The sequence below is a fragment of the Streptomyces sp. NPDC002698 genome, assembly GCF_042888945.1.
In the GTDB taxonomy this organism is placed as follows: domain Bacteria; phylum Actinomycetota; class Actinomycetes; order Streptomycetales; family Streptomycetaceae; genus Streptomyces.
Map to the genome: position 1 here is coordinate 71,901 of NZ_JBIAQM010000014.1, position 25,176 is coordinate 97,076.

The 25,176-nt window shown below is 72.1% G+C and carries 18 protein-coding genes and 1 pseudogene; 9 read left to right on the top strand and 10 right to left on the bottom strand.

What is annotated here, in order from left to right; translation table 11 throughout:
• Positions 1-216 precede the first annotated feature (216 nt).
• The gene (locus tag ACFYW9_RS21115; RefSeq protein ID WP_389152652.1) at positions 217-918 is read left to right on the top strand and encodes a helix-turn-helix domain-containing protein; all 702 of its coding nucleotides are present in this window, start codon (positions 217-219) and stop codon (positions 916-918) included.
• A gap of 30 nt (positions 919-948) precedes the next feature.
• On the opposite strand, the gene ACFYW9_RS21120 is transcribed toward ACFYW9_RS21115, so the two are convergent.
• A complete protein-coding gene (locus ACFYW9_RS21120; protein ID WP_389152360.1) occupies positions 949-1,362 on the bottom strand; it encodes a VOC family protein in 414 nt (137 codons plus the stop codon).
• A gap of 84 nt (positions 1,363-1,446) precedes the next feature.
• Here ACFYW9_RS21120 and ACFYW9_RS21125 point away from each other — a divergent pair, with 84 nt between their 5' ends.
• Together ACFYW9_RS21125 and ACFYW9_RS21130 are read left to right on the top strand one after the other, a co-directional pair.
• Positions 1,447-2,136 carry a ThuA domain-containing protein gene (locus tag ACFYW9_RS21125; RefSeq protein ID WP_389152363.1) on the top strand — a complete coding sequence of 230 codons (690 nt, stop codon included), beginning with the start codon at positions 1,447-1,449 and terminating at the stop codon, positions 2,134-2,136.
• 159 nt (positions 2,137-2,295) lie between these two features.
• Positions 2,296-3,864 (top strand): annotated as a pseudogene (locus tag ACFYW9_RS21130) (carboxylesterase/lipase family protein); the annotation flags it as partial.
• A gap of 443 nt (positions 3,865-4,307) precedes the next feature.
• On the opposite strand, the gene mmuM reads toward ACFYW9_RS21130, so the two are convergent.
• On the bottom strand, positions 4,308-5,234 hold the full coding sequence (gene mmuM, locus ACFYW9_RS21135) for a homocysteine S-methyltransferase (protein WP_389152366.1): 927 nt from the start codon (positions 5,232-5,234) through the stop codon (positions 4,308-4,310).
• Between the two features lie 222 nt (positions 5,235-5,456).
• Here mmuM and ACFYW9_RS21140 point away from each other — a divergent pair, with 222 nt between their 5' ends.
• Positions 5,457-6,962 (top strand): RICIN domain-containing protein, encoded by a 1,506-nt coding sequence (locus ACFYW9_RS21140; protein ID WP_389152369.1) that lies wholly within the window; start codon positions 5,457-5,459, stop codon positions 6,960-6,962.
• A 19-nt stretch (positions 6,963-6,981) separates the two neighbouring features.
• On the opposite strand, the gene ACFYW9_RS21145 is transcribed toward ACFYW9_RS21140, so the two are convergent.
• The 3 genes from ACFYW9_RS21145 to ACFYW9_RS21155 all read right to left on the bottom strand — a co-directional run bounded on the left by ACFYW9_RS21145 (position 6,982) and on the right by ACFYW9_RS21155 (position 11,771).
• On the bottom strand, positions 6,982-9,543 hold the full coding sequence (locus tag ACFYW9_RS21145) for an Hsp70 family protein (protein WP_389152372.1): 2,562 nt from the start codon (positions 9,541-9,543) through the stop codon (positions 6,982-6,984).
• Positions 9,536-9,934, bottom strand: a complete 399-nt coding sequence (locus ACFYW9_RS21150) for a hypothetical protein (RefSeq protein WP_389152375.1) — start codon at positions 9,932-9,934, stop codon at positions 9,536-9,538. Before ACFYW9_RS21150 ends, ACFYW9_RS21145 begins: the two co-directional genes overlap by 8 nt.
• 160 nt (positions 9,935-10,094) lie before the next feature.
• Positions 10,095-11,771: a rhamnogalacturonan lyase B N-terminal domain-containing protein gene (locus tag ACFYW9_RS21155; protein WP_389152378.1), complete on the bottom strand. Its 1,677-nt coding sequence runs from the start codon at positions 11,769-11,771 to the stop codon at positions 10,095-10,097.
• 269 nt (positions 11,772-12,040) lie between these two features.
• Between ACFYW9_RS21155 and ACFYW9_RS21160 the strand changes: the two genes are divergently transcribed.
• The 3 genes from ACFYW9_RS21160 to ACFYW9_RS21170 all read left to right on the top strand — a co-directional run bounded on the left by ACFYW9_RS21160 (position 12,041) and on the right by ACFYW9_RS21170 (position 15,767).
• On the top strand, positions 12,041-13,129 hold the full coding sequence (locus ACFYW9_RS21160) for a rhamnogalacturonan acetylesterase (RefSeq protein WP_389152381.1): 1,089 nt from the start codon (positions 12,041-12,043) through the stop codon (positions 13,127-13,129).
• A 112-nt stretch (positions 13,130-13,241) separates the two neighbouring features.
• Positions 13,242-14,978, top strand: a complete 1,737-nt coding sequence (locus tag ACFYW9_RS21165; protein ID WP_389152384.1) for a DUF2264 domain-containing protein — start codon at positions 13,242-13,244, stop codon at positions 14,976-14,978.
• 48 nt (positions 14,979-15,026) lie between these two features.
• Entirely contained in the window at positions 15,027-15,767 is a 741-nt protein-coding gene (locus ACFYW9_RS21170) for a rhomboid family intramembrane serine protease (protein WP_389152387.1), read from the top strand.
• Between the two features lie 51 nt (positions 15,768-15,818).
• Here the strand turns inward: ACFYW9_RS21170 and ACFYW9_RS21175 are convergent, their stop codons facing one another.
• On the bottom strand, positions 15,819-16,418 hold the full coding sequence (locus tag ACFYW9_RS21175; RefSeq protein ID WP_389152390.1) for a TetR/AcrR family transcriptional regulator: 600 nt from the start codon (positions 16,416-16,418) through the stop codon (positions 15,819-15,821).
• Between the two features lie 247 nt (positions 16,419-16,665).
• Here ACFYW9_RS21175 and ACFYW9_RS21180 point away from each other — a divergent pair, with 247 nt between their 5' ends.
• Positions 16,666-18,375, top strand: coding sequence for a PHP domain-containing protein (locus ACFYW9_RS21180; protein WP_389152393.1), 1,710 nt, complete (start codon positions 16,666-16,668; stop codon positions 18,373-18,375).
• Complete coding sequence (locus tag ACFYW9_RS21185; RefSeq protein ID WP_389152396.1) at positions 18,372-18,974, top strand: hypothetical protein; 603 nt, start codon at positions 18,372-18,374, stop codon at positions 18,972-18,974. Before ACFYW9_RS21180 ends, ACFYW9_RS21185 begins: the two co-directional genes overlap by 4 nt.
• A 55-nt stretch (positions 18,975-19,029) precedes the next feature.
• On the opposite strand, the gene ACFYW9_RS21190 is transcribed toward ACFYW9_RS21185, so the two are convergent.
• Genes ACFYW9_RS21190 through ACFYW9_RS21205 form a run of 4 tightly spaced genes read right to left on the bottom strand, consistent with a single transcriptional unit; the run spans position 19,030 to position 25,111 of the window.
• Complete coding sequence (locus tag ACFYW9_RS21190) at positions 19,030-21,963, bottom strand: glycoside hydrolase family 2 TIM barrel-domain containing protein (RefSeq protein WP_389152399.1); 2,934 nt, start codon at positions 21,961-21,963, stop codon at positions 19,030-19,032.
• A 12-nt stretch (positions 21,964-21,975) separates the two neighbouring features.
• Complete coding sequence (locus tag ACFYW9_RS21195) at positions 21,976-22,869, bottom strand: carbohydrate ABC transporter permease (RefSeq protein ID WP_389152402.1); 894 nt, start codon at positions 22,867-22,869, stop codon at positions 21,976-21,978.
• Positions 22,866-23,831, bottom strand: a complete 966-nt coding sequence (locus tag ACFYW9_RS21200) for a carbohydrate ABC transporter permease (RefSeq protein WP_389152405.1) — start codon at positions 23,829-23,831, stop codon at positions 22,866-22,868. Before ACFYW9_RS21200 ends, ACFYW9_RS21195 begins: the two co-directional genes overlap by 4 nt.
• Positions 23,832-23,851: 20 nt before the next feature.
• Entirely contained in the window at positions 23,852-25,111 is a 1,260-nt protein-coding gene (locus ACFYW9_RS21205) for an ABC transporter substrate-binding protein (protein ID WP_389152408.1), read from the bottom strand.
• Positions 25,112-25,176: the final 65 nt, after the last annotated feature.

Below are 25,176 nucleotides of genomic sequence, written 5' to 3' on the forward strand. Positions count from 1 at the left end.
TACGCGGAACGGGCGTCCCGGCTGTCGGGCGCGGTGCTCTGGAGCCGCCTCCTGAACGGTCCCGCGCCCGACGGCGGGGCCGAGGCGGCGCCCGCGCGCCTGACGCCGGGCACGGAGGCGGGGGCCGCCCGCCTCGGCGAGCCGGCGTTCGCGCGGGGTGCGCAGGCGGGGCGCGCGGGCCCGGCGGAGCGTGCGTCCGCGCCCGGCGCGGAGGCGATGGCCGCGTTCGTCCGCGGGACCGAGGGCGAGGGCCCGGCCCGGGACGATCCCGCGGCCGCCCGGCACGCTTCCGTCACCGCCCGGGACGCCGTGCTCCCCGACGGCTGCATGGACCTGCTGTGGACCCGGGGGCGGTTGCTCGTCGCCGGTCCCGACACACGGCCCCACATCCCGGACGGCGTGCCCGGCGGCTGGGCGGGCGTCCGCTTCTACCCCGGCACGGCACCCGCCTACCTGGGCGTGCCCGCCGACGAACTCCGGGACCGGCGCGTGGAGCTGACCGAACTGTGGCCCGCCGCCGAGGTGCGCCGCCTCACCGCGCGGATCGACGCGGCGGCCGACCCCGTGCAGGCGCTCGAAGAGCTCGCGCTGCACCGGGCGGCCGAGGCCGGGCCCCCCGATCCGCTGCTCAGGGAAGTGGTGGCCGCCCTGGACGCGGGACGCCCGGTCGCCGAGACGGCCGACCGACTGGGCCTGGGGGCGCGGCGGTTGCACCGCCGCTCGCTCGCCGCCTTCGGGTACGGACCCAAGACCCTGGCCCGGGTCCTGCGACTTCAGCGGGCCCTCGCCCTCGCCCGTGACGGCGTGCCCTTCGCGGAGACCGCGCTGCGCGCCGGGTTCGCCGACCAGGCTCATCTGGCGCGAGACGTACGGGAGTTGGCGGGAGCGCCGCTCGGCGAGCTGGTCGGTCACCGGTGACCGGGGCTGGTCAGACAAGCCCTGGCCCGGCTACTGCGCGGGCGGCGGCCCTCCCGGCAGCCGGGCGAACAGGTCGACGCCGTTGCCGTCCGGGTCGTGCACGACGGCGTACCGCATGCCCCAGAAGGCGTCCCACGGCTTGAGTTCGCCGTGGTGGCCCGCGCCGACAAGGCCCTCGTACACGGAGTCGACCTCGGCGGGGTCCTCGCAGCGGAAGGCGAGCGACACCCTGCCGCCGCCGCTCGGAGGCCGCCACCCGGCGTGGAACGACCTGATGGTGTCCTCCGTGTCCAGCGCGAGGCGCAGCCCGCCGGGCAGCTCGGCCTCGACGTGCGGCTCGTTCTCCGAGCCCGCGGGGAACACGAGCCCGAGACGGCTGTAGAAGGCGAGGGAGGCGGCCATGTCGGAGACGGCCAGCCCGATCACATCGAATCGTGGAGTCATACGGCCACCGTAGGAGGATCCCCGGCGGCCGGTCTTGAACGAAACGGACAGCGCCCGGCGAACGCGCGCCCTTAGGCTCCGGGCATGGTCTTCCGCGTTCTCGTGTACACCCGTACGACCGGCTACCGGCACGACTCGATCCCGGCCGCCGTGGGCGCCGTGCGGGCCCTCGGCCACGCGCACGGCTTCGAGGCCGACGCCACCGAGGACCCCGAGGTCTTCGAGGCCCCCCTCGACCCGTACGCGGCCGTCGTCTTCCTGTCGACGAGCGGCGAGGTGCTGACGCCGCGGGGCCGTGACCGGCTGGCGGCCCACGTCGAGGGCGGTGGCGGCTTCGTCGGGGTGCACGCCGCCGCCTGCACCGAGTACGGCTGGCCCCACTACGGAGAACTGCTCGGCGCCCGCTTCGCGAGGCACCCGGACCTCCAGCCGGGCAGGGTCGTCGTCGAGGACCACGGACATCCCGCGACCCGGCTCCTGCCACCGGTCTGGGATGTCACGGATGAATGGTACGACTTTCGGACCAACCCGCGCGAAGCGGACGGCGTGCGCGTGCTCGCCTCCGCCGACGAAGCGTCCTACGAGGGCGGGGGAATGGGCGGCGACCACCCCCTGGTGTGGTGCCGGGAACAGGGCGCGGGCCGGGTGTTCTACACCGCGCTCGGCCACGCCGCGGAGGCGTACCGGGATCCGGACTTCCTCGGACACCTGCTCGGCGGCATCCTCTGGGCGGCACGCCGGCCCGCCGCGGCCGCTTCGGACCAGGGGGCCTGAAACCCGGCGCCGGACCCCGCCGCGGGGCCGCTCGCGGGCCGGCGGACCGACCCGCTTCGTACCGCGGTACCGGCCGGACAGGCGGCCTCCGCAGGAATACCGGGACGCGATGTGGTGCTCTGATCTCTACAGCGCGCGACGGTGAGGAGCTGGTCCCGGATGGCGGCGGACTCGGTTGATCCGGTGGCGGAGACGAAGGACCCGGTGGTCTCCACCCCTTTTGGCGCGGTGCGCGGCCGCTACGAGAAGGGGATCGCGGTCTTCCGGGGCATCCCCTACGCGGCCCCGCCCTTCGGCGCCCGCCGCTTTCGCCCGCCCGAGCCGCCCGAGCCCTGGGACGGGGTCCGGGACGCCGGCGCCTTCGGACCGACCCCGCCGAAGCCGCCGTACTCCGAAGCGTTCGCCCGGCTCCTCGCCGACCCCGTCGTCCCCGGCGACGACTGCCTCAATCTCAACGTGTGGACTCCGGCGCCGGACCCCGCCGCCCGCCTCCCCGTCATGGTGTGGATCCACGGCGGCGCGCTGACCCGCGGGTCCTCGGCCATACCGGTGTACGACGGGCACGCCTTCGCCCGCGACGGCGTGGTCCTCGTGTCCGTCAACTACCGCTTGGGCGTGGAGGGCTTCGGCCTCTTCCCGGACGCGCCCGCGAACCCCGGGCTGCGTGACCAGCTCGCCGCGCTGGAATGGGTGCGGGAGTCGGTCGCCCGGTTCGGCGGAGACCCCGGCCGGGTGACCGTCTTCGGCGAGTCCGCCGGGGCCATCAGCATCGGCGCGCTGCTCGCGAGCCCGCGCGCCCGGGGCCTGTTCCACCGGGCGGTCCTCCAGAGCGGTCCCCCCGAGGCGAGCGAACGCGACAAGGTGCGCCGCATGGTGCGCAGGATGGCCACGAGGCTGAAGGTCCCCGCGACGGCGGAGGCGTTCGCCGCCGTCGACCGCGACCTGCTCCTGCGCACCCAGGCCGACGTGGGCAGGCTCAGCAGCCCGGTGCTCGGCGGACCCGCCTTCGGCATCGTCGTGGACGGCGACCTCGTGCCCCGGGACCCGCTTCAGGCCCTCGTCGAGGGCGCCGCCGCGGACGTCGGCCTCCTGCTCGGGTGGACCCGTGACGAGTACCGGCTGTGGCTCGTGCCCGGCGGGCTCGTGGAGCGTGTCGACCGGCTCGGCCCGGTCGCCCTGGCCGGTGCGATGGCCCGCTGCCGCTGCGGCCACGAGGTGCCCCGCGGCTACCGCGCCCTCCGCCCCGAGGCGGGCACCGCCGATCTCGTCGGCCAGATGATCACCGACCATCTCCTGCGGGTACCGCTGCACCGCCTCGCCGACGCGCGGAGCGGCACGCCGACCGCGTCCCTCGACGCGGACGTCCCCGGCGGCCGGGCCCCGGCGCACGTCTACGAGTTCGCCTGGCCGTCCAACGTGCCCGGCCTCGGTGCCTGTCACGCCCTGGAACTGGGCTTCGTCTTCGACACCGCCGGCGTACCGGAGGCGGCGAAACTCGCGGGTGAGGGTGCTCCGCAGGAGCTGGCGGACGCCATGCACGGCGCGTGGGTGCGGTTCGCGGCCGACGGCGACCCGGGGTGGGCCGCCTGGGACCCCTCGCATCCGGTCCGGGTCTTCGGCGCCGGTGACCCGCACACCGCGCACGGCCCGCGCGACCGCGAACTCGCCCTGTGGGAGGCCGAGTCGGCCAGAGCCGCGGCCGGGCCCGCGAGCGGCCCCACCCGCAGGCAGACCGGCAGATCCACGGTCGGGGCCGTCGGCGCGTCCCTGCTCGGAACCGCCGGACAGCCCACCGTCGGCGCGGACCCCGGTCCCGCCGCCCGTACCGTCGCCGGGGCCGGCGACGGACTCCCGGGCGGTCCCGCCGCCGGGACCGCCGACGGGCCCTCGGGCAGTCCCGCCGCCAGGACCGCCGACAAGATCGCCGACAAGAGCGCGGACAGCCCGCCCGGGGTGGTGGACGGGGCGTCCGCGTCCGCCGCTCCCGGCATCGACGAGCCCGTGCGCATGACGACACCGCTGTCGGCCGTACGGCGCTTCCGCCGCTCGGGCGGCCCGGGACGGCGCTGACCCCGGCCGGTACGGGTACGCCGGGGCGGCTCCGAGCCGGGCCGCCCGAGCGGCCCGCGGCCCGAAGCCGTTCCGGGGCGGCGCCCGGGCGGCGCCCGGGCTCAGGCGGCTCGCAGCGCCGACGCGATCCCCGTGATCGCTTCCGGACCCACCCGGCAGCAGCCGCCGATCAGCCGGGCCCCGGCCCGCTCCCACCCGCCGACCTGGGCGGCCGTGAACGTGGAGCTCCCGGTCCAGGCGCGGGCCGCCGCGTCCCAGGTCTCGCCGCTGTTCGGGTAGACCACGACCGGCTTTCCGGTCACGCGCGCGGCCGTGGCGACGGCCGCGTCGACGTCCGCGGGAGCACAGCAGTTGACCCCGACCGCGATGACCTCGTCCGCCTCGGCGGCCAGGGCGAAGGCCTCCTCCAGCGGCTGTCCGGCCCGGGTACGGTCACCGGCCACGCTGTACGACAGCCACGCCGGCACGCCGAGCCCGCGCACCGCCCGGAGCAGCGCCCGCGCCTCGTCCGTGTCCGGGACCGTCTCCAGCGCCAGCACGTCGGGCCCGGCGGCGGCGAGCACCTCCAGGCGCGGCAGGTGGAACCGCTCCAGTTCCGCGACGCTCAGCCCGTACCGCCCCCGGTACTCCGAACCGTCCGCGAGCATCGCCCCGTACGGACCGACCGACGCGGCGACCCACAGGGGCCGCGCGACGCCCTTCGCGTGCGCGAGCCGAGCGGCCTCGCGCGCCGACTCGACGCTCAGGCCGAGCAGTTCGGCACCCCGCTCGCGCGGGACGCCACGCCGGGCGAAGCCCTCGAACGTCGCCTGGTAGCTGGAGGTGATCGCCACGTCCGCGCCCGCCTCGTAGTAGGCGAGGTGCGCCTCGACGACCGCCTCGGGCCGGTCCGCGAGCAGCCGCGCCGACCACAGGGCGTCGCCGAGATCGTGTCCGGCCGCTTCGAGCTGGTTGGACATGCCTCCGTCGAGCACGACCGTGCCCGAGGAGAGCGCGTCGGCGAAGGCGGGGGTGGAGTCGCTGTTCATGTCACGACGCTAGTCGATGCGACGGGAAGCCGTTCAGGTCCAGGCGTGCGCCCGAGCGTGCCGTCTGGCCGCGGGGCGCCGGTCCGGCCGGCCCAGGAGCCCCGGCTCTGAGGACCGGCCCCGTCCGTCCCGTTGACCTCTTCGCAGTACGCGCTTACTTTCTCCGACGGCGATGTTCGTCATCGCAGATGATGTTCGGCATACCGGACGGACGGTCACCGCATGAGCCGCATGAGCCGCACCACGCCCGCCCCATGCTCCAGGCCCGCCCCACACTCCACATCCGCCCGACGCGCGACCCGCGCCGATCGGCACCCGCCGAGACGCCTGTACGCCCTCCTCGCCGCCCTCTGCCTCGCCCTCGCCGGGGGACTCCTCGCCGCCGCTCCCGCCCTGGCGGCCGTCCAGACCATCACCAACGGCACGCAGTTCACCGACACTTCGGGTGCCCCGGTGCACGCGCACGGCGGCGGGGTCCTCAAAGTGGGCGGCTACTACTACTGGTTCGGCGAGAACCGCAACGCCGACAACACCTTCCGGTACGTCGACGCCTACCGCTCCACCGACCTGAAGAACTGGGAGTTCCGCAACCATGTCCTGACCCGGTCCAGCGCCGCCGAACTGGGCACGGCCTACATCGAGCGGCCCAAGGTCGTGTACAACGCGTCCAACGGCACGTTCGTCATGTGGATGCACAAGGAGAACGGCGTCGACTACAGCGAGGCGCGTGCCGCCGTCGCCGTCTCGGACACCGTGGACGGCGCCTACGCCTATCGGGGCAGCTTCCAGCCGCTCGGCCAGTACATGTCCCGTGACATCACGACCTTCGTCGACACCGACGGAACCGGCTACATGGTCTCCGCCGCCCGCGAGAACTACGACCTCCAGATCTACCGGCTCACCGCCGACTACACCGGCATCGCGGCCCTGGTCGCCGACCCCTGGCACGGCGGACACCGTGAGGCGCCCGCGCTGTTCAAGCGGGGCGGGGTCTACTTCATGCTGACCTCGGCCGCCACCGGCTGGAGTCCCAACCAGCAGCAGTACGCCACCGCCACCTCGCTCGCCGGTCCCTGGAGCGCGATGACGAACGTCGGCGACTCCACGGCGTACGGCTCGCAGACCGCGTACGTCCTTCCCGTCCAGGGGACTTCGGGTACCTCCTACCTCTACATGGGCGACCGCTGGGGCAACGCGTTCGGCGGCACCGTCGACGACTCCCGGTACGTCTGGCTGCCGCTCGCCTTCCCGACGGCCACCACGATGTCCCTGTCCTGGTCGCCGGAGATCGGCGTCGACGCGGCCACCGGGACGATCAGCACGACGGGCGCCGCCTACGAGACCCTGACGGCCCGTCACTCCGGCAAGTGCGCGGACGTCCCGAACCAGTCGCTGTGGCAGGGGACCGCGCTCGCCCAGTACACCTGCAACGGCGGAGGGAACCAGAAGTTCTGGTTCAAGCCCCTGGGCAGCGGCTACTACGAGCTGATGGGCCGGGGCAGTTCCCTGTGCCTGACCGAGAACGGCACCGGCGTCAGCCAGGAGGACTGCTCCGGCACCACCGCCCAGCAGTGGTCGGTGACGGCATCGGGCGGCTATGTGCTCCTCAGGGCCAGGGCGTCCGGCGAGTGCCTGGACGTGTCCGGCGCCTCCACCGCCAACTCCGCCCCGCTCATCACGTACACCTGCAACGGGGGGACCAACCAGCAGTGGACGCGCGGGACTTGAGTCCATGACCGCGTAACGGTCAGGACCCGGCCCCCGGCTGGTCCCCCAGGGGTACTTCGGCCAGCGCCATTCGGGGGTCGGATTCCTGCGCCTGGGCGTGGGCGGCGCTGCGCCGGTCCAGCAGCACGGACACTTCCTTGCCGGTGCCGAGGTCCTTGGCCGTGACATGAGCGACGTTGCTGGTGTCGATGTCGAAGGTCACCTCGATCTGCGGGACACCGCGCGGGGCCTTCCGCAGCGGCAGTTCGAGCACGCCGAGCTTCGTGTTGTAGTCGGCGGTCTCCCTGCCGCCCTGGTAGACGTTGATCTGGGCGTGGGACTGCCCGTCCTCGACGGTGGTGAAGAGGTCGCTGCGTTTCGTCGGGATCGTGGTGTCCCCATGGACGAGCTCGGTCATGACGCCGCCCTTCGTCTCGACGCCGAGCGGCAGCGAGGTCACGTCCAGGAGCAGTGCGTCGCGCAACTGGCCCGTCAGCACGGCGCTCTGCAGGGTGGCGCCGATGACCACCCCCTCGGGAATGATGGCCCGGACCGGTTCCCGGCCGCCCGTAAGCTCCTTGACGAGCGTGGTGATCGCCGGCATCCGGCTGGCTCCGCCCACCAGGATGAAGTGGTCGATGTCTTCGATCCCGTCGATCCCGAGGGCGGACTTCATCGACTGGCGCATCGCCTGGTGCATCGGTTGGGCGCAGCGCTCCAGCAGATCCTTCGTCAGCCCCTCCAGTTGTGCGCGCGTCAGCGTGACGTCCAGGTGTACCGGCCCGGACGGGGAGGTCGCGAGGTACGGCAGGGTGATGGTGGTGGCCGTGGCCTGGGACAGCTCGATCTTCGCGGCTTCCGCGGCCTCGGCCACCCGCTGGAGCGCGGCCCGGTCGGTGAGCCGGACGCCCTGGCGGAGGGCGAGGTCACGCACGAGATGATCGACGATACGACGGTCCCAGTCACTTCCTCCCAAGCCGCTGTCGCCGCTGGTGGCGAGGGTCTCGACCACTGGGGCGGTGATTCCCAGCAGGGACACGTCCAAGGTGCCCCCGCCCAGATCGAACACCATGAAGTTCTCTTCGTCCCGGCCGAAACCGTACGAGAGCGCCGCGGCCGTCGGCTCGTTCAGCATCCTGACCGCTTCGATGCCCGCGAGGGCCGCCGCGTCCGCCAGGGCCGCGCGCTGCACGTAGGTGAAGTGGGCGGGCACGGTGAGGATCGCCCGGGTCACCGTCTCGCCCAGATGGGCTTCCGCGCTCGCCCGCAGGTCGGCGAGGATCCAGGAGGCGACCTCCTCGGCGGAGAAGCGGCGGACCCCGTGCCGGTAGGTCCACCCTGTGCCCAGTTCCAGTTTGACCCGGTGGATGCCGCCGCCGGGAACGCGGGAGGCCCGCTCCTTGGCGGCCTTCCCCACCAGCAGCGTCCCGTCCTCGGCGAACGCCACGACGCTCGGAGTGGTGACCTCTCCGTGGCGGTTCGGGATGACCCGCACCTCACCGTCCAGGAACACGGCCACCGCGGAGTTGGTCGTCCCGAAATCGATGCCGAGGATCTTCGACCCGTCCGCGATCGGCCGGGTGACCCGGGAGGCGGAGTCCGGTGTCCCCGAAGGCAGCTCGCCCAGACCACGGCTGTGCCAGAGTCTCTCGGCCTGGGCGCCGACCTGCGGGTCACGGTCGTGCACCAGCGTGGTCAGGGCTTCCAGCGCGGCCTCGCGGACCGGGCCCCGCCAGCTGCCGAGCAGCCGTTCCACCTCGTGCAGGGCGCCCAGCCGCTGCCAGGTGGCCCCGGTGAGGATCGCGGCGCGGAGCGTGTCGGGAAGCGCCGGGCCCTCGGGCGCGGTCGGGTAGAGGCTGCCGGGGCTGCGCGTCAGATAGAGGGTGCCCTCGGAGTTGTTGACGCTCCGGGTCGGCGTCTGGCTGGGAATCCGGCTGCGCACGCGGTCGTGCACGAAGGCGTACAGCTCCTCGACCGACACGTATCCGTCCCCGTCCAGGTCGGCCGTGCCGTCCCGCAGTCCTTCGACCACGGCGGCGGTGAAGATGGACGGTTCGGCCCGCTCCCTGCTGCTCCTCTCGCTCTCGTGGCTGTACTGCAGGGCGGTCGAGGAGGTGATCACGACCCGGCCCGGCCCGGAGAAGGGCTCGTTCACATCGACCGTCGGCGCGGCTCCGCGGGTCCTCAGCCCTTTGGTGAACGCCCCGCTGAAGCAGCAGTCCAGCAGGACGACGGCCCGTCGGCAGAGACTCTCCTCCAGCTGGTCCGCGACGAATTGGGAGGGGACCGCGGTCGCGTCCAGCAAGTCCCAGTCGGTGTCCGAGGCGACGAAGTGCAGCCGGCCCCGGGAGTCCTTCCGGCCGTGGCAGGAGAGGTGGAGCAGGAGCAGGTCCTGGCTCTGCGCGAGGGCGAAGAAGGACTGGATCGCCTTGCGGATCTCCAGCGCCGTGCCGTTCTCGACGACGGTGACCTCGAACTCGCCGATGGCCGGGTCGCCGAGCACGGCGGCGAGGTGCTCGGCGTCCGCGGCGGCACCCGGCAGCTCGGTGAAACGTCCGTCCGCGTAGTGCTGGTTGACGACGAGGAGTGCGGCTTTACGCATCGGGCGTATCGGTCTCTCGGGGAGCGTGCCGGGCCACGAACAGCTCGACGGCGCGCCGCTGATCCGCGCGGGACACCGACGTCAGACGCAGTTCGTCACCGTCGATCGTCAGGTCGATCGAGCCCGAGTTGCGGCGCGCGAGCCAGTCCTGGGCCAGTGCGACGAGCGCCCGCAGCGTCGCCGCGCTCGTCGCGCTGACGAGGAGCGTCGTCCAGACCACCGTGTCCCCGGCCCGGGTGCCGTCGGGAGCCGGACCGTCCGTGGCGTGCCGCACGGAGGCCAGGTCCAGCAGGGACAGTTCCTCGGCCAGGAGGAGCACGGCGTCGGCCGCGCCCTCGGGGTCCGCCTCGTCGGTGAACTCCAGCGTGGCGTCGCATCGCGGACTGCTCAAGGTGTCCTCCCCGTCGGCCACCCGGGCCCCCACCCGGGAGAGGCCAGTGTGACACCTCGGAGTCGCTCTTCGGCGGCTCTGGGGGAAATGTGAGTACTCACCCGACCCGGTGTGTAGGGTGCCGTCCCGCGCCTCCGGGAAGGGGTCTGCGTTCCCGGCGTCAGGCCAGCAGATCCAGCGCGTCGATCGACGTCCCGGCGCTGAGGTACGACGTCGTCCCCGATCCGCTCACCACGTCGATCTTCAGCACGTTGTACTGGCTGGTGTCGCCGAGCCAGGCGCCGGCCGGCACGCTGTAGGTGAACGTGGTGTTGTTGCCGCGGTACGAACCGACCGTCAGCGAACGGGTGCTCGGCTGGGCGGGCGGCGAAGGGATCGACGACACCCAGCTGTTGACAGTGACCTGTGGCCGGCCGTTCGCGTAGGCGGTGGTCACCCCGATCCGCAGGGTGTGCGCGGCGGCGGCCTGAGCGGCCGTCAGCTTGAAGTAGACGAGCAGACCGCTGTTGACGCCCTTCCAGATGTACGCCGGGAAGGACGCGGTCTCGCTGCCGCTGCCGATGACCACGTTGCCGGTCCACGCGGCGGCCCGGACGTCGGAGGGATGCGCGTACGTCATCAGCTCGGCGTTCTTGAACCCGGCGGGCGTGCCGTCCCAGGTGCCGATCCGCCAGATCGCCGTCGCGTTGGCCGGGTCGTTCGAGGACGCGACGGCGATGGTGTTCAGGGTGGTCGTGCCACCGGCCGTGACCGTCACCGAGGTGGTGTGGACGGCGAGTTCGCCCTTGAAGGCCGTGAGCGTGTACGTACCCGGCAGAACGCCCCCGATCGAGAAGTAGCCGTCCGAGGATCGCGCCGAACCCCAGTACTGGGCGGCCGGGTTGGCGAGCCCGACGGTGTACGCGTACGCGGTGTCGCGGCCCGAGATGCCGACGCCGGCGACCTTGCCCCGGCCGCTCGCCGCGACGTACCCGGAGATGCCGAGCGAGTCCGCCCACGCGGTGGTCAGCGTGCCCGGGTACAGCGCGGAGGAGGGGGCGCCGCCGTCCGTGAAGGCGATGACGTACGGGCCCTGGAGCCCGAAGCGTTCGGCCTCGGTCTGGTTCTCGCCGTAGTACAGGATCTCGTACAGGCCGCCGCCGTCCGTGCTCTGGTGGCGCAGCAGGGAACGGTAGAACGGGCCGCCCGAGGCCTTCTCGTGGTTGGAGCGGACGACGTACAGCCCGACGCTTCCGGTGGTCCAGCCGATCGCGGAGTAGTCGATGACACGGCGCTTCGCGTAGTGCTTCGAGCGGGTCTGCCCGTCCGGCTTCACGAACACGTCCGCGGCCTCGATGACGGTCGGCGCGTAAGTGGAGGAATCGGGCTCGTCGTTGAGGAACAGACCGGCCTTGACCCGCACGATGTAGCGCGTCGCGCTGACGGAGGTGTCGGCCTTGTTCGTCCACAGGTAGATGTTGTTCTCACCGCTGCGGGCCGCGTAGTAGTGCTTGAGCGTGCCGTAGGCCACGGAGATCAGGATCGTCGTGCCGGACTGTCTGATCGTCACGGTGGAGCCGCCGAGGCCGGATTCGACGTGCGAGTTCTTGCCGCCGTAGCCCTGGTACTCGGTGCCCCGGTAGACCAGCGAGGTCAGGTCTCCGTTCGTCCTGCTCACCTTGAACACGAGGTTCGCGCCGGTGTCGACGACGTAGTTCGAGCCGTCGTCGCTCCAGCCGAAGGAGGCTGCGGACGCGGCGGTGGCGAGCGGCCCGGAGAGGGCCGCGGTGCCGGCGGCGGCAGCGCCGCCGAGCACGAAGGCGCGGCGGCGGACAGGCCTGTTCAGGGATCCGGACATGGGGGTGCCTCCTTCGGGAGCGGGGAGGTGCGGGTGTTTCGCAGAGTGACAGTTGAAGCGTCATCGCGAAAGAGCTTTCGTCGAGGGGAAGTTGGCAGTCGTATGAAATTCGGCCGCACTCTAGAAAGCGCTTGCCCGTGAGCGGTACCGTCCTGCCGCACCGTCCTGTCGCTTTCTTGCTTTCTCGCCTTGTCGCTCCGCGTTCCATCGCCCGTCGCCCTGCTGTCCCGCTGTTCCGCTGTCCCGATGTCCTGCCGGAGGAGCCGCCCATGAGACGCCTCACCATCGCCGTGCCGCTGCTGGCGCTGGCCGCCGCCGGTGCCCTGTCGGCCGGTCCGGCCCGGGCCCAGGCGGGGCGCCCCGGCCCGGGCACGGAGAACTGCACGGCGACCGCCTGCCACTTCGACGTCCCGCCCGGCACGTACGACGTCAGCGTGCTGCTCGGCGGACCCGCCGCGGCCAGTACGTCCATCGGCGGCGAGACCCGCCGCTCCCTGCTCCCCGAGACCACCACCGAGGCGGGCCGGCCGGTGACGCGCGCCTTCACCGTCGACGTCCGCACCCCCGAGGGCGAGCCGACCGGCCCCGCGGGCACCCCCGGCCTGGACCTGGTCATCGGCGGTTCGGCGCCCGCGCTCTCCGGCATCCGGGTGACCCCCGCCCTCCCCGGCGGACACGGTCCCGGCCGGCGGGAGGACGGTCGCACGCGCACCCGGCAGATCTTCCTGGTCGGCGACTCGACCGTCTGCGACCAGCCCGGCGACCCGTACTCCGGCTGGGGCCAGCAACTGCCGCAGTACTTCAGGAAGGGCCTCTCGGTCGCCAACCACGCCGATTCCGGGGAGAGTACGGTCACCTACCTCGCCGACCCGGCGCTCTTCCCGACGGTCCGGACGCTGATCCGCGAACGCGACCTGGTGCTCATCCAGCTCGCCCACAACGACAAGACGACCGACGAGGCGACCTACCGCGCGAACCTCGAGACGCTGGTCGCGGGGGTCCGCGCGCGGGGCGGCGACCCCGTCCTCGTCACACCGGTCGTCCGCCGCTGGTTCAACGCGGACGGCACCCTGGACAACGGCACCGCGCTGCTGGTGAACGGCCTGGGCGTGGACCACCCGGCCGTCGTGCGCTCGGTCGCCGCCGCCGAGAACGTGCCGCTCGTCGACCTCACGGCGAAGACCAAGGCCCTCGTCGAGTCGCTGGGCGTCGAGGGCTCCAAGGCGATCTACCTCTACGACGAGAAGCGGGACAACACCCACACCTCGGTGCACGGCGCCACGGTGTACGCGGCCCTGGTCCGCGACGAACTCCTCGCCCTGCGTCTGGTGCCGAGGGCCCTGGTGAGGGTGGGATGAGCCCCTGGGGCGTCCCGACCGGAACCGGGGCGCCCCAGGTATCCACCCCGGCCACCCGCCGGACACCCGGCGCGCGAGACGCCCGGCCCGGCCCGGACAGGGAGCCCCTGAGATGCCCGTCGAACCCGCCGAGGACCGCTCCCTCAGCCCGTACACCGGCCGCACCCGCGCCCATTGGGAGGCGACCGCCGATGCCCTGCTCGCCGCGGTCGCCCCGTACGCCACCGACGACCAGGCCCTCTACCACTTCCCCCGGGACCGCACGAGCAGCGCGGGCAGACTCTCCGACGGCCTGGAGGGCTACGCCCGTACGCTGCTGCTGGCGGGCTTCCGCCGTGACGAGAAGGTCCTGGAGCGGTACGCGCGGGGACTGGCCGCCGGAACGGCGGGCGTCTGGCCCCGGGTGGAGGACCGCAGCCAGCCACTCGTCGAGGCCGCCTCGATCGCGCTCGCGCTGCGGCTGACCCGGCCCCTGCTGTGGGACCGGCTGGACGACGGCGTGCGGCAACGGGCCGCCACATGGCTCGGTGACGCGCTGACGGCCGAACCCTGGTCCTGCAACTGGGAGTTGTTCCCGGTGACGGTCGGCGGTTTCCTCCAGGAGGTCGGCTACGAGCCCGAGGCGTCGCGCGCCGCGATCGACCGCGGCCTGGAGCGCATCGAGCAGTGGTATCTCGGGGACGGGTGGTACACCGACGGCCACGGGCGCAAGTTCGACCACTACAACGGCTGGGCGATGCACCTCTATCCGGTGCTGCACGCCTGGCTGGCGGACGACGCCCGGCTGCTCGACCTGTACGCCGGCCGCCTGGAGGCCCATCTCGGCTACTACGCCCGCCTGTTCGGCGGTGACGGCGCGCCGATGCTCCAAGGCCGCTCGCTCACCTACCGCTTCGCGGCCACCGCCCCCCTGTGGCTCGGCGCGCTCACCGGCCGCACGCCCCTGTCCCCGGGCGAGACCCGGCGCCTCGCCTCCGGCGCCCTCGGCTACTTCCTCGACCGGGGCGCGGTGGACGGCGCCGGACTGCTCACCCTCGGCTGGCACGGGCCCGACGAGGCGATCCTCCAGCACTACTCCGGCCCCGCCTCGCCGTACTGGGCGAGCAAGGCCTTCGTCGCCCTGCTGCTGCCCCCGGAGCACGAGGTCTGGACGGCCACGGAGGAACCGGGCCCGGCGGAACGCGCCGACGCCGTCACCCCGGTCGGACCGCCCAACTGGCTGCTCCAGTCGACACGTTCGGACGGACTGGTCCGCCTCCACAACCACGGCAGCGAGGACGTCCGCTACGACCCCTACTACACGCGGCTCGCCTACTCGACGGTGACGGCGCCCTCACCGTCGTACGACAACAGCGTGATCGTCGGTGCCGGCGCGGGCCGGACGCGGATCGTGCCGCTCGGCGTCGGTGAGGGCTGGGCGGCGTCCCGGCACACCGTCTCGGAGGGCGTCGAGGCCTGCTGCCTCGTGGTCGCGCGGGGGGCCGTGGAGGTCCGGGCCCACCTGGTGTCGGGCGCGGACCCCGGGACGGCGGTACGGATCACGGGCTGGGCCGCGCGGGACGGCGCGCGTTCCGAACTCCTGCCCGTGCACGGCCTGTCGGGAGCGGGGGAGGGCGTCACCGGGGACGGCCCGTCCCTCTTCGTCGCGCTCGTCCGCCTCACGGCCGACCGGGACCCGCTCCCGCTCACGGACCTGGTGTCCGTGCGGGTGACGACGCCCGAGGACACGGGGTCCGGAGCGTACGACGTGACGGTGATCTGGGCCGCGGGAGGAACGGCGTGCTTCCGGTTCGACGGCAGCGGCGGAATCGTCCCCCTGAACGGCGGCGACGGCACCGGCATTCCCTAGAGTTCGGAGTGAGGCGGAAACGGATCCGCCGGTGCAGGGGGGTGTGTCATGGGTGGTCCGGACGAGGGCCGGGGCGGCGGAGCGGACAGCGGCCCGGTGAACGCGGAGCAGATGATCGCGGAGGCGCGGAAGGCGTTCTTCGTGATGTTCGGTCTCCTGGCGATCGTCTGGCTGGTGCAACTGGCCAACTACGCCGACGATTACGCGTTCTCGCGGGACTACGGTCTGGTGTCGGGCGACATCGGCACACTGCCCGACATACTCAGCGCGCCCTTCCTGCACTGGAGCTGGGCGCACATCGAGAGCAACTCCGGCCCGCTGTTCGTCTTCGGATTCCTGGCCGCCTACCGCGGTGTGGTCCGCTTTCTCGGACTGAGCCTGCTGGTGGCGACGACCAGCGGGCTCGTGGTGTGGTTCTTCGAACGAGGCCATGTGGAGACGGTGGGCGCGAGCGGCCTGATCTTCGGCTACTTCGGTTACGTCGTGGTCCGCGGGATCTTCGACCGGCACCTGATCGACACCCTGATCGGTGTCGTCATGGCGGCGTCCTTCGCCTACATGCTCACCGTCGCGGTACCCGGGACACCCGGGGTGAGCTGGCTCGGCCACCTCGGCGGTCTGATCGGCGGCCTGGCCGGCGCCTGGCTCTTCCGCGACCGTCGCCCCCGCCCCCTGCCGCCCACCCGCTCCGACGGCGGAGGATCTCCCGCCCGCCGCGCCCCGAACCCGGACCCCGCCAACCCGCGCGCGGACCTGCACAAGGAACTGGGCGATCTGGGGCTGCTCTAGGACCTGCCCGACGCGGGGACCCGGCGCGCCACGCCGTGAGCGCCGAGGGGGTCAGCCGTGCTGCCCGTCCTCGGCGCGCGGCCAGTTCTCCAGGGTCACGTGCAGTGCGTCCAGCGCGTGTCTCCAGGACGTCTCCACGGAGCGCGGGGCGCCGAATCCGCCGATGGCCTCAAGAGCGCAGTAACCGTGGAACGTGCTGCGCAACAGCCGCACGGCGTCGGTCAGATCGGGCTCGGACAGACCGTAGGCGCGGAGCATTCCATAGGTGACCTCGGCGGTGACCTCCGCCGTGCGGCGGTACTCCGGCCGCTCCGCGACCAGGGCCGGGCCGGGCTGCGTGTGGGTGGCCCGGTAGCGGCCGGGCCGCTCCAGCGCGTAGGCGCGATAGGCGTCGGCGAAGGCGACGAGGGCGTCCTTTCCGGCCCGTCCGGCCACCGCGGTGGCGATCCTGTCGATCATCTCGCCGGACGCGAGCAGCGCCATGCGCTCGCGCAGCTCCCGGACGTTCCTCACATGCGCGTACATGCTCGCGTCCTTCACCCCGAACCGCCGGGCCAGCGCGGCCACCGTGACGTTCTCGAAGCCGATCTCGTCCGCGAGATCGGCCGCCGCCAGCACGACCCGCTCGGTCGTGAGTCCGGCACGAGCCATGAGGACCACCTTTCAGCCACGGAACTTTTCCTGGGAAACCCAGGCAGAAGCCTAGTCCCGCATGGTCGCCGACTCCGCGGAATTCGTGACGCAACGGACAGGGTGTGGAGCAACAGGCCTATAGATAAAGCCAGTTGACCGTTCCAGGTCGCCCCACGAACACGAGGGGGCCGCCCGCCGTTCATGCTCCGCCCCGAACCTCCTCATGACGCGTCCGCAGGGGCGGGGCGGGATTCAGGAGGCGGTCATGGGCCACACGCACGGACACGAGCACGGGCATCACCATCACCACCCGCACGGCCACGAGGGCACGGGCACCACGCTGCCCGCCGCCTTCGACACCGCCGTGCCCGACGAGGCCCTCACCCCCGAGCAGCGGTCGCGCCGCTCCCTGCTGCGCCGCGCGGGACTGCTCGGCGCCGGCCTCGCCGCCGCCGGCGTCCTCGCGCAGGGGGCCGCCACCCCCGCGTACGCCTCCACGGGCGGCCGGAGAAAGAACGGCTTCCTGTGGCTCGCCGGAGACCACCACATCCACACCCAGTACAGCAGCGACGGCAAGTACCGCGTCCGTGACCAGGTCCGGCAGGGCGCCGCGCACGGCCTGGACTGGATGGTCATCACCGACCACGGCAGCGAGACCCACGCCAGGATCGGTGTGGACAAGGTCAACCCGGACATCCGGGCGGCCCGGGAGGCCTACGGGGACACCCTCGTCTTCCAGGGCCTCGAATGGAACATCCCGGCCGCCGAGCACGGCACCGTCTTCGTCCACCCCGGCCGCAACGAGGTCGCGGTCCTCAAGCAGTTCGAGACCGACTACGACGGCAGCGTCAAGGGCGCCTCCGACTCGACGCCCGCCAACGAGGCGCTCGCCATCGCGGGCCTCAACTTCCTCGCGCAGCAGGTCGAACGGCGCAAGGTGAAGGACGCCCTGATGCTCGCCAACCACCCGGCGCGGCGCGGTGTCGACTCGCCGCACGAGATCCGCGGCTGGCGCGACGCCACCGCCCCGGGCCGCCAGATCGCCGTCGGCTTCGAAGGCGCCCCGGGCCACCAGGCCGCCGGTCTCGCCACGCCGCTCGGCATGGGCCGGGCCCGTGGCATCTACGACAACAGCCCGAGCGCCGCCTCCTTCGCCGGCTACCCGCTGGAGAGCTACCGCACCTGGGGCGGCTTCGACTGGATGACGGCCACCGTCGGCGGTCTGTGGGACAGCCTCCTCGCCGAGGGCAAGCCCTGGTGGATCACCGCCAACTCCGACTCCCACCAGGTCTACACGGACACCGCCGTACGCGGCGGACCGGACAGCGACTTCACCGCCAACGGCAGGCACACCGACCCGGTCTACGGCGGAAAGATCGACACCACCCAGGGCGACTACTGGCCCGGCCAGTACAGCCGTACGCACGTGGGCTCCGACGGTTTCTCCTACGCGGCCGTGATGGACGGCATCCGCGCCGGCCGGGTCTGGGTCGACCACGGGCAGCTCATCAGCGGTCTCGACGCGCGGGTCTCCGGCGGCGGACGCTGGGCCACCCTCGGCGGCGCCCTGCACGTGCGCAAGGGCACCCGGGTCACGCTGACCGTGGACATCGGACTGGCCGGCGGCCCCAACTGGGCGGGCTTCGTGCCCAAGCTGGCTCGCGTCGACGTCGTCCAGGGCGATGTCACGGGCGCGGCCTCCGACCGGGACACGCTCACCGCCCCCACCGCGCGGGTCGCCAAGTCCTACGAGGTGAACAAGTCGGCCGGCACGGTCCGGCTCACCTACGACCTCGGCGCCGTCGACCGCCCGGTGTACGTCCGGCTGCGCGGCACCGACGGCAACCGCTCCGCCGTCGGTCTGCGGGGCGCCTCGGTCGACCCGGCGGGCCCGGCCGTGGACGTCCTCGGTGACGCCGACCCGTGGAAGGACCTGTGGTTCTACTCCAACCCGGTGTGGGTCCTCCCGTCGTGAGCGAGCCGTACGTCGTCGGAGTCGACACCGGTCATACGGGTGCCCTGCGGGAGGCCGACCATCTGCTGCGCTCGCTCGCCGCGGAACTCGGCCTGCCCGCGGACGCGCTGGGCTGCACGCACCACGTACGGGACGGGCGGCGGCCGCACACGGCGCTGTCCTTCGCCGTGCCGTCGGAGCGGGCCGCCCGTGCGGCCTGGCGGTGGCTCACGGAGAACGGCTCCGGCGGGCCCGGCACCCTCCTGGGTGCCGCCTTCGGCGGAGACCGGCACGGGGCCGAGGAACTCGCGGCCGGAGCCGCCCACGCGGCCGCCGAACACAGGGCGCGCACGGGCGGCCGTGCCGTCCTGTACCCGGGAGTCGACGCCCTGACCGGTGCCCTGACCGTCACACGGCTGCTGGAGGTCTCCGCGGTGGACCAGGTCGCCGTGCTCGGCTCGCCCGAAGGGGCCGCCATGGAGGCGCGGCTGGTCACCCGCGACCACGTCCGCCCCGAGTGGCGCGAGGGCCGGCTCGTCCTCGTGGCGATGCCGGCCGCCGGCGGCACCCTGGTGCCCTTCGAGGTCCCGGACCCGACACCCTGCTGCGCCGACCACTGACGGGTGCGGCCGGACGGCTGGGGAGAGCCGTCCGGCCACGCCCGGCCCGCGGGCCTCAGCCCCGGATCACGGAGAACACGAACGAGAACTCCGCCGGGGCGGCCCACAGCTGGTACTGCGGAAGGGCACCGGGACCGCACGACTGGGAACCGATGCCCTGCTGGCCGTGATCGAGGTTGACCCAGACCGTGCCACCGGGGCGCAGATCCGTCAGATGGCCGGCCGCGTCCAGTTCCTCGGTCGTCCAGCGGCGCGCGGTGAACCAGAAGGCCGGGTCGCCCTCGATCCGCAGTCCGCCGATCTCGGCCCGGCGGACGTCCGGACGGGCGCCGTTCTCCTGCGGGCGCACGTAGGGCGTCTGCATCGCGTCGACCGTCGACTCCCAACGCCCGTTCATCGAGGCCGTCCTGGTGTCCGGGTATCCCTCTCCGGGGCCACCGCCGAGCCAGGTCACCCGGTCCGCGGAGCCCGGGAGACCGAGCCGGACGCCGAGTCGGGGCAGCGGCAGTTCCCACCGGCCCTCCGGCGCCACGGACACGGTCAGCCGCAGCCGTGTGCCGTCGGAGGTCCAGCGGTACACCGTGCGCAGGCCCACGTCCCGGGCCGCGGGCGCCACCCGGGTGCGTACGGTCAGGGAGTCGTCGCCCGCCTCCACCGTGTCCAGGCGGTGCCGCATCCGGTGCAGGCCCAGCGCGCGCCAGAGCGGGCCGTGCCGGGCGTCCGGCTGCCAGTGCGCGCCGTTGTCGTTGTCGGTGGGGGCGCGCCACACGTCGAGCCGGGGGCCGGTGACCTCGATCCCGCCGAGGGCCAGCAGCGCCCCGGTGCGGCTGTCGAAGCTGCCCGGTCCGAGGACGGTCACCCGTTCGCCGCGGACCGGAACCGCGGACGGCGCGACGGCCGGCGACGTGGGCTCCGCCACGGGCAGTTGGGCCCAGGCGACGACATGGCCGCGCGGTCCCCACGCCGTCTCCCCGGCCAGTACGGCCCGGACCGTCCACTGTGCCCCGGCGCCGCGCGGATCCACGGGCGGTGCCGGGAGTTTGACGTCGGCCGACCGGCCCGGTGCCAGCGCGGGCACCGTGAGCGGGCCCGACTCGACGGTCTCGCCGTCGACCTGGTACGACCACTCGAAGGCCAGGCCGGAGAGGTCCGCGAAGTCGTACCCGTTGGTGACGCGCACGGTGCCGTCCCAGCCCGCGACGGCTTCCCGGCGCTCACCGGGCGGGGAGAAGGAGTCCCCGCCGTCGATGCGGACGGGCTCGATCACCTTCTTGTACTCGACGAGCCCGGGGGACGGTGTCCGGTCCGGGAAGACGAGTCCGTCGCACACGAAGTTCCCGTCGTGCAGCTCCTCGCCGAAGTCCCCTCCGTAGGCGAACCCGTGACGCCCGTCCCGGATGCCGTGGTCGATCCACTCCCAGACGAAGCCGCCCTGAAGACGCTCGTACGAGGTGAACAGGCGCTGGTAGTCGGCGATGCCGCCGGGGCCGTTGCCCATCGCGTGTCCGTACTCGCAGAGGACGAAGGGAAGCTGACGCCGTTTCAGTCCGCCGTCGTCCTGGTGCCGGCCGATCCGTTCGACCTCGGCGTGATCGGCGTACATGCGTGAGTAGACGTCCGTGTCACGGCAGTCGTGGTCGCCCTCGTAGTGGATGAGCCGTGAACCGTCGCGGCCGCGGATCCACTCGGCCATCGCGGTGAGGCCGCGCCCGGTACCGGCCTCGTTGCCGAGGGACCAGAGGACGACCGACGGATGGTTCTTGTCGCGTTCGACCATGCGTGCGGCCCGGTCGAGCAGCGCGGGTGTCCAGCGGGGGTCGTCGACGGGGTTGTCGCGCCAGGCCTGTTCGGTGAAACCGTGGGTCTCCAGGTCGCACTCGTCGATGACCCACAGGCCGTAGGTGTCGCACAGGTCGAGGAAGGCGGGGTGCGGCGGGTAGTGCGAGGTGCGCACGGCGTTGATGTTGTGCCGTTTCATCAGCAGCACGTCGGCGAGCATGGTCTCCGGGTCGAGGGCGCGGCCCTTCTCCGGATGCCATTCGTGCCGGTTGACGCCCTTGAACAGCACGGCCGTGCCGTTCACCTTGATCAGACCGTCCGCGAGTTCGACCGTGCGGAAGCCGACGCGCAGCGGGACGCGCTCGCCCTCGGTGACCAGTTCGCCGTCGTACAGCCGGGGTGTCTCGGCGGTCCAGGGCAGCACCGGGACGGTGACCGGTGTCCCGGTCGCGACATCGACGTCCAGGGCGGGCACGAGGACCCGGCCGTCGACGTCGGAGTCGACGCGCAGGGTCCCCAGGCCCTGGTGGTGGTCGTAGGAGGCGTGCACGAAGAAGTCGAGCACGCCGCCCGGCGGGCGGTGCAGCAGCGTGACATCGCGGAAGACGCCCGGCAGCCACCACTGGTCCTGGTCCTCCAGGTAGGAGCCCGCCGACCACTGGTGCACCCGGACCGCGAGCACGTTGCCGCCCGGCTTCAGCAGATGGCCCACGGCGAACTCGTGCGGCAGCCGCGAGCCCTTGAACACGCCGAGGTCCGTGCCGTTCAGCCAGACCCGGGCACAGGACTCGACCCCGTCGAAGCGCAGGACCGTACCGCCGTCCGCGGGCCAGTCCGAGGGCAGGTCGAAGCGGCGCAGGTGGTCGCCGGTCGGGTTCTCGGTCGGTACCCGCGGCGGGTCGACGGGGAACGGGTAGAGGTGGTTGGTGTAGATCGGCGATCCGTGACCTTGCAGCACCCAGTGGCCGGGGACCTCCACCCGGGCCCAGCCCGCGGGCTCGTACCCCTCGGCCGCGAACGAGTCGTCCTCGGCGTCGACGGTGGGCGAGAGGCGGAAGTCCCAGTCCCCGTTCAGGGAGAGGGAGCGGGCGTCCGAGGCCGCGTACCAGGCGCGGGGCGGAAGGACGCCGTCGCCGGGGGAGACGTCCTCGACGTGATCGGTGGGTGACGGGGGAGAGGCGGGTGCTCCTTCGGCGGTGCGGAAAGACATGCGTCTCCTAGCTCAGCCCTTGATGCCGGTCTGCGCGATTCCCTGGACCAGCCAGCGCTGGAGGAAGAGGAACACGAACACCAGGGGCAGGATGGAAATGGCCGTGGCCATGAAGATCAGATGGAAGTTGACGGTCTGGTTCGTCATGTACGAGGACAGCGCGACCTGGACGGTCCAGGCGTCGGGGTCCTGGCCGATGACCAGCGGCCACAGGAAGGCGTTCCAGCCGCTGATGAACGTGATGGTCGCGATCGCGGCGAAGAAGTTGAGGGAGTTGGGCACGACGACGCGCCAGTACGCGCCCCAGTAGCCGAGTCCGTCCATGCGCGCCGCCTCCTCCAGCTCCTTCGGGAACCCCAAGAAGTACTGCCGGAAGAGGAAGCACGTGAAACCGCTGAAAAGCCCCGGAATGATGAGGCCGCGAAGACTGTCCACCCAGCCGAGCGACGACACGAGCACGAAGCTCGGCACGAAGGTCACGGCGGAGGGCACCATCAGGGTGACCAGCACCGCGTAGAAGACCTTGTCGGCGTGCCGGTACGGGATCCGCGCGAGGCCGTAGCCGGCGAGCGAGCAGACCAGCAGGGTGCCGAGGGTGTGCAGCACTCCGACGACGGCGGAGTTCCACAGGGAGCGGGCGAAGGGGACGGTGGGGTCGTCGAACAGCTCGCCGATGTTGCCCCATTCGAGGTCAGTGGGGAAGAACTGCCAGTTCTCGCCGGTGATGGCGGCGTCGGTGGACAGGGCGTTGCGCACGAGCAGATAGAAGGGGACCAGGAAGAGCAGGCCGGCGACCCCGGTGGCGATGTACAGGCCGGTGCTGCCGAGGGCCCCGCCCCGGCCGGTCCGCCGGCGCCTCCCGGGCGCTGCGGCCTGGGTTCCGCGGTTCGGTGTGACGGCGGTCATTCGGCCCTCTCCCCGCGTCCGAATCCCATGAACGTGCCCTGGAGCAGGGTCACCACGCAGATCAGCAGGGTGAGGATGACCGCGCCCGCGCTGCCCGCTCCGTAGTCCTGCGCCTGGCCCAGCGCCGTGTAGTACAGCTCGACGAGCGGCGGCCGGCCCCAGGTGGTCTTCGACAGCAGGTTGAAGAACTCGTCGAAGGCCTGGTAGGCGGCCACGAGGAGCAGCAGGATCACGGCCGTCGAGGTGGCCCGCAGCTGCGGCAGGGTGATGTGGCGGAAGGTCTGCCAGCCGGGACCGGCACCGTCGATCGCGGCGGCCTCGTAGAGCTCCGGCGGGATGTTCTGCAGGGCGGCCAGGAAGAGGATCATGTAGAAGCCGGCCTGGAGCCAGAGCCGCGCGCTCACGATGACCAGCCAGTACCAGGGCGGATCGGGGTCGGCCAGCCAGGCGATGTTCTCGACCCCGAACCAGCCGAGCACGGTGTTCATCAGACCGAAGCGGACCCCGCTGAAGATGGACATCTTCCAGATCAGCGAGGCGGCGACGTAGCTGCACGCGGTCGGCAGGAAGAACACCGACCGGAAGAACGCCCGCATGAACCGCAGCCGGTTCACCATCAGCGCCAGGGTCAGGGAGAGCGCCCAGGTCAGCGGCACGATGAAGGCGGCGAAGACGGTGAACGTCACCAGCGAGCCGGTGAAGTCGCCGTTCTCCAGCATCTGCCGGTAGTTGTCGAAGCCGACGAACGTGTCGGGGGTGACGGTGAAGCGTGCCTCGAAGAAGCTCAGCCACAGGCTCCAGCCGATCGGCACGTACACGAAGACGATCAGGCCGATGAGGAAGGGGCCGGTGAAGAGCCAGAAGTTGACGGTGCCGCCGTCCCGCCGGAACCGCCGGGGCCGGGCCGCTGTGGCGCCAGCCGGGGCGGAGCGCGGGACTTCGTGCGACGTGGTGGTCGACATGTCGGGGTCCGTCCGCCGGTCTATCCGAAGAGCTTCTTCAGCTCGCGGTCGACGGTCACGTCCGCCTTGTCGAGCGCGGCCTCCGGATCGCCGTCCTTGCGGACAGAGTCGGCGAAGACGTCCTCAAGCGCGGTGATCATGGACTGGGTCCAGCCGATGTTGTCGAAGTGCCCGTACCGGCCGAAGAGTTCGACTCCCTCGGCGGGCAGGCCGGACTTGAGCTTGGTGGCGGAGGCGGCGAGCGAGGAACGCGGCGGGATGTGGAAGCCGTACGACAGCGACCAGTCCTCCTGGTACTTCTTCTGGTCGATCCAGAGCCACTTCACGTACTCCTTGGCCAGGTCGACGTGTCCGCTCTTGGCGTTGACGAACATCGACCAGCCGCCGTTGTAGACGGACGGCTTGCCCGCGTCGGTGACCTTCGGGAAGGGGAAGACCCCGATGTCGTCGCCGAGCGCCTTCTGTATCTGCGGCATCGCCCACATCCCGCAGAACTGCATCGCGCACAGGCCCTGGTTGATCGCCGACGGGTCCCAGTAGTCGGCGGGGGCGTCGAGGAGCAGGTGGCCGCTGGTGAAGAGCTTCCGCATCGCCGTCAGTCCCTCCTTGACCCCCTCGGTGTGGTAGGCGATCTGGTTCTTGTCGTCGAGGGTGTCGGCGCCCGCGGACCAGATCATCGGGTTGATGACCGCGTGCAGGTCGTTGCCGATGAACAGGCCCTTGACCTTGCCGGTCGTCAACTTCGCTGCCGCTTCGATGAGTTCGTCGAGCGTGGTGGGTACCTTGACGCCGGCCTTCTCCAGCAGGGAGGGCCGGTAGAAGAAGAACTGGGGGTCGTCGATCATGCGGACGCCGTAGATCTTCCCGTCGACCGTGTGCGAGGCGATGTCGGCCGGGTTGAAGTCGTCCTTGACCGGACCCACGATGTCGCTCAGGTCCGCCACCTGGCCGCTCTTGACCAGTTGGATCTGCGGGTGGAACTCGAAGACGTCGGGCGCGTTCTCGGTGAGCAGCGAGGCGAACAGCTTGCTCTCGAAGTCGCTGCCCGTGATCCACTGCGTGGTCACCTGCGCCTTGTCGTAGGCCTTCGCGTACTTCTTGACGGCCTGCTCGGTGCCCGCCTCCCCGTAGGCATGGAAGTACTGGACCAGCTCCTGCGAACCCCCGCCCCCGGAACGCCCGTTGTTGCCGCCGCAGGCGGCCAGCGGCCCGAGGGCGGCGAGGCCGGCGGCGGCCCGCAGTACGGATCGACGGTCCCAGTTGCTGCTCAATGCCGACATGGTGACGTCCTTGTCTTGTGGGCGGTTTGAGTGCGCTGTGCGTGCCGGCCGCGGGCGACCGCGGC

What these genes read in the sequence shown, in the direction of transcription:
- ACFYW9_RS21160 (WP_389152381.1), top strand. Translation starts at nt 12,041, where the DNA reads ATGAGACGCCTCACCATCGCCGTGCCGCTGCTGGCGCTGGCCGCCGCC.
- ACFYW9_RS21195 (WP_389152402.1), bottom strand. Translation starts at nt 22,869, where the DNA reads ATGACCGCCGTCACACCGAACCGCGGAACCCAGGCCGCAGCGCCCGGG.
- ACFYW9_RS21140 (WP_389152369.1), top strand. Translation starts at nt 5,457, where the DNA reads ATGAGCCGCATGAGCCGCACCACGCCCGCCCCATGCTCCAGGCCCGCC.
- ACFYW9_RS21170 (WP_389152387.1), top strand. Translation starts at nt 15,027, where the DNA reads ATGGGTGGTCCGGACGAGGGCCGGGGCGGCGGAGCGGACAGCGGCCCG.
- ACFYW9_RS21175 (WP_389152390.1), bottom strand. Translation starts at nt 16,418, where the DNA reads ATGGCTCGTGCCGGACTCACGACCGAGCGGGTCGTGCTGGCGGCGGCC.
- ACFYW9_RS21180 (WP_389152393.1), top strand. Translation starts at nt 16,666, where the DNA reads ATGGGCCACACGCACGGACACGAGCACGGGCATCACCATCACCACCCG.
- ACFYW9_RS21120 (WP_389152360.1), bottom strand. Translation starts at nt 1,362, where the DNA reads ATGACTCCACGATTCGATGTGATCGGGCTGGCCGTCTCCGACATGGCC.
- ACFYW9_RS21200 (WP_389152405.1), bottom strand. Translation starts at nt 23,831, where the DNA reads ATGTCGACCACCACGTCGCACGAAGTCCCGCGCTCCGCCCCGGCTGGC.
- ACFYW9_RS21115 (WP_389152652.1), top strand. Translation starts at nt 217, where the DNA reads ATGGCCGCGTTCGTCCGCGGGACCGAGGGCGAGGGCCCGGCCCGGGAC.
- ACFYW9_RS21155 (WP_389152378.1), bottom strand. Translation starts at nt 11,771, where the DNA reads ATGTCCGGATCCCTGAACAGGCCTGTCCGCCGCCGCGCCTTCGTGCTC.
- mmuM (WP_389152366.1), bottom strand. Translation starts at nt 5,234, where the DNA reads ATGAACAGCGACTCCACCCCCGCCTTCGCCGACGCGCTCTCCTCGGGC.
- ACFYW9_RS21165 (WP_389152384.1), top strand. Translation starts at nt 13,242, where the DNA reads ATGCCCGTCGAACCCGCCGAGGACCGCTCCCTCAGCCCGTACACCGGC.
- ACFYW9_RS21145 (WP_389152372.1), bottom strand. Translation starts at nt 9,543, where the DNA reads ATGCGTAAAGCCGCACTCCTCGTCGTCAACCAGCACTACGCGGACGGA.
- ACFYW9_RS21205 (WP_389152408.1), bottom strand. Translation starts at nt 25,111, where the DNA reads ATGTCGGCATTGAGCAGCAACTGGGACCGTCGATCCGTACTGCGGGCC.
- ACFYW9_RS21190 (WP_389152399.1), bottom strand. Translation starts at nt 21,963, where the DNA reads ATGTCTTTCCGCACCGCCGAAGGAGCACCCGCCTCTCCCCCGTCACCC.
- ACFYW9_RS21125 (WP_389152363.1), top strand. Translation starts at nt 1,447, where the DNA reads ATGGTCTTCCGCGTTCTCGTGTACACCCGTACGACCGGCTACCGGCAC.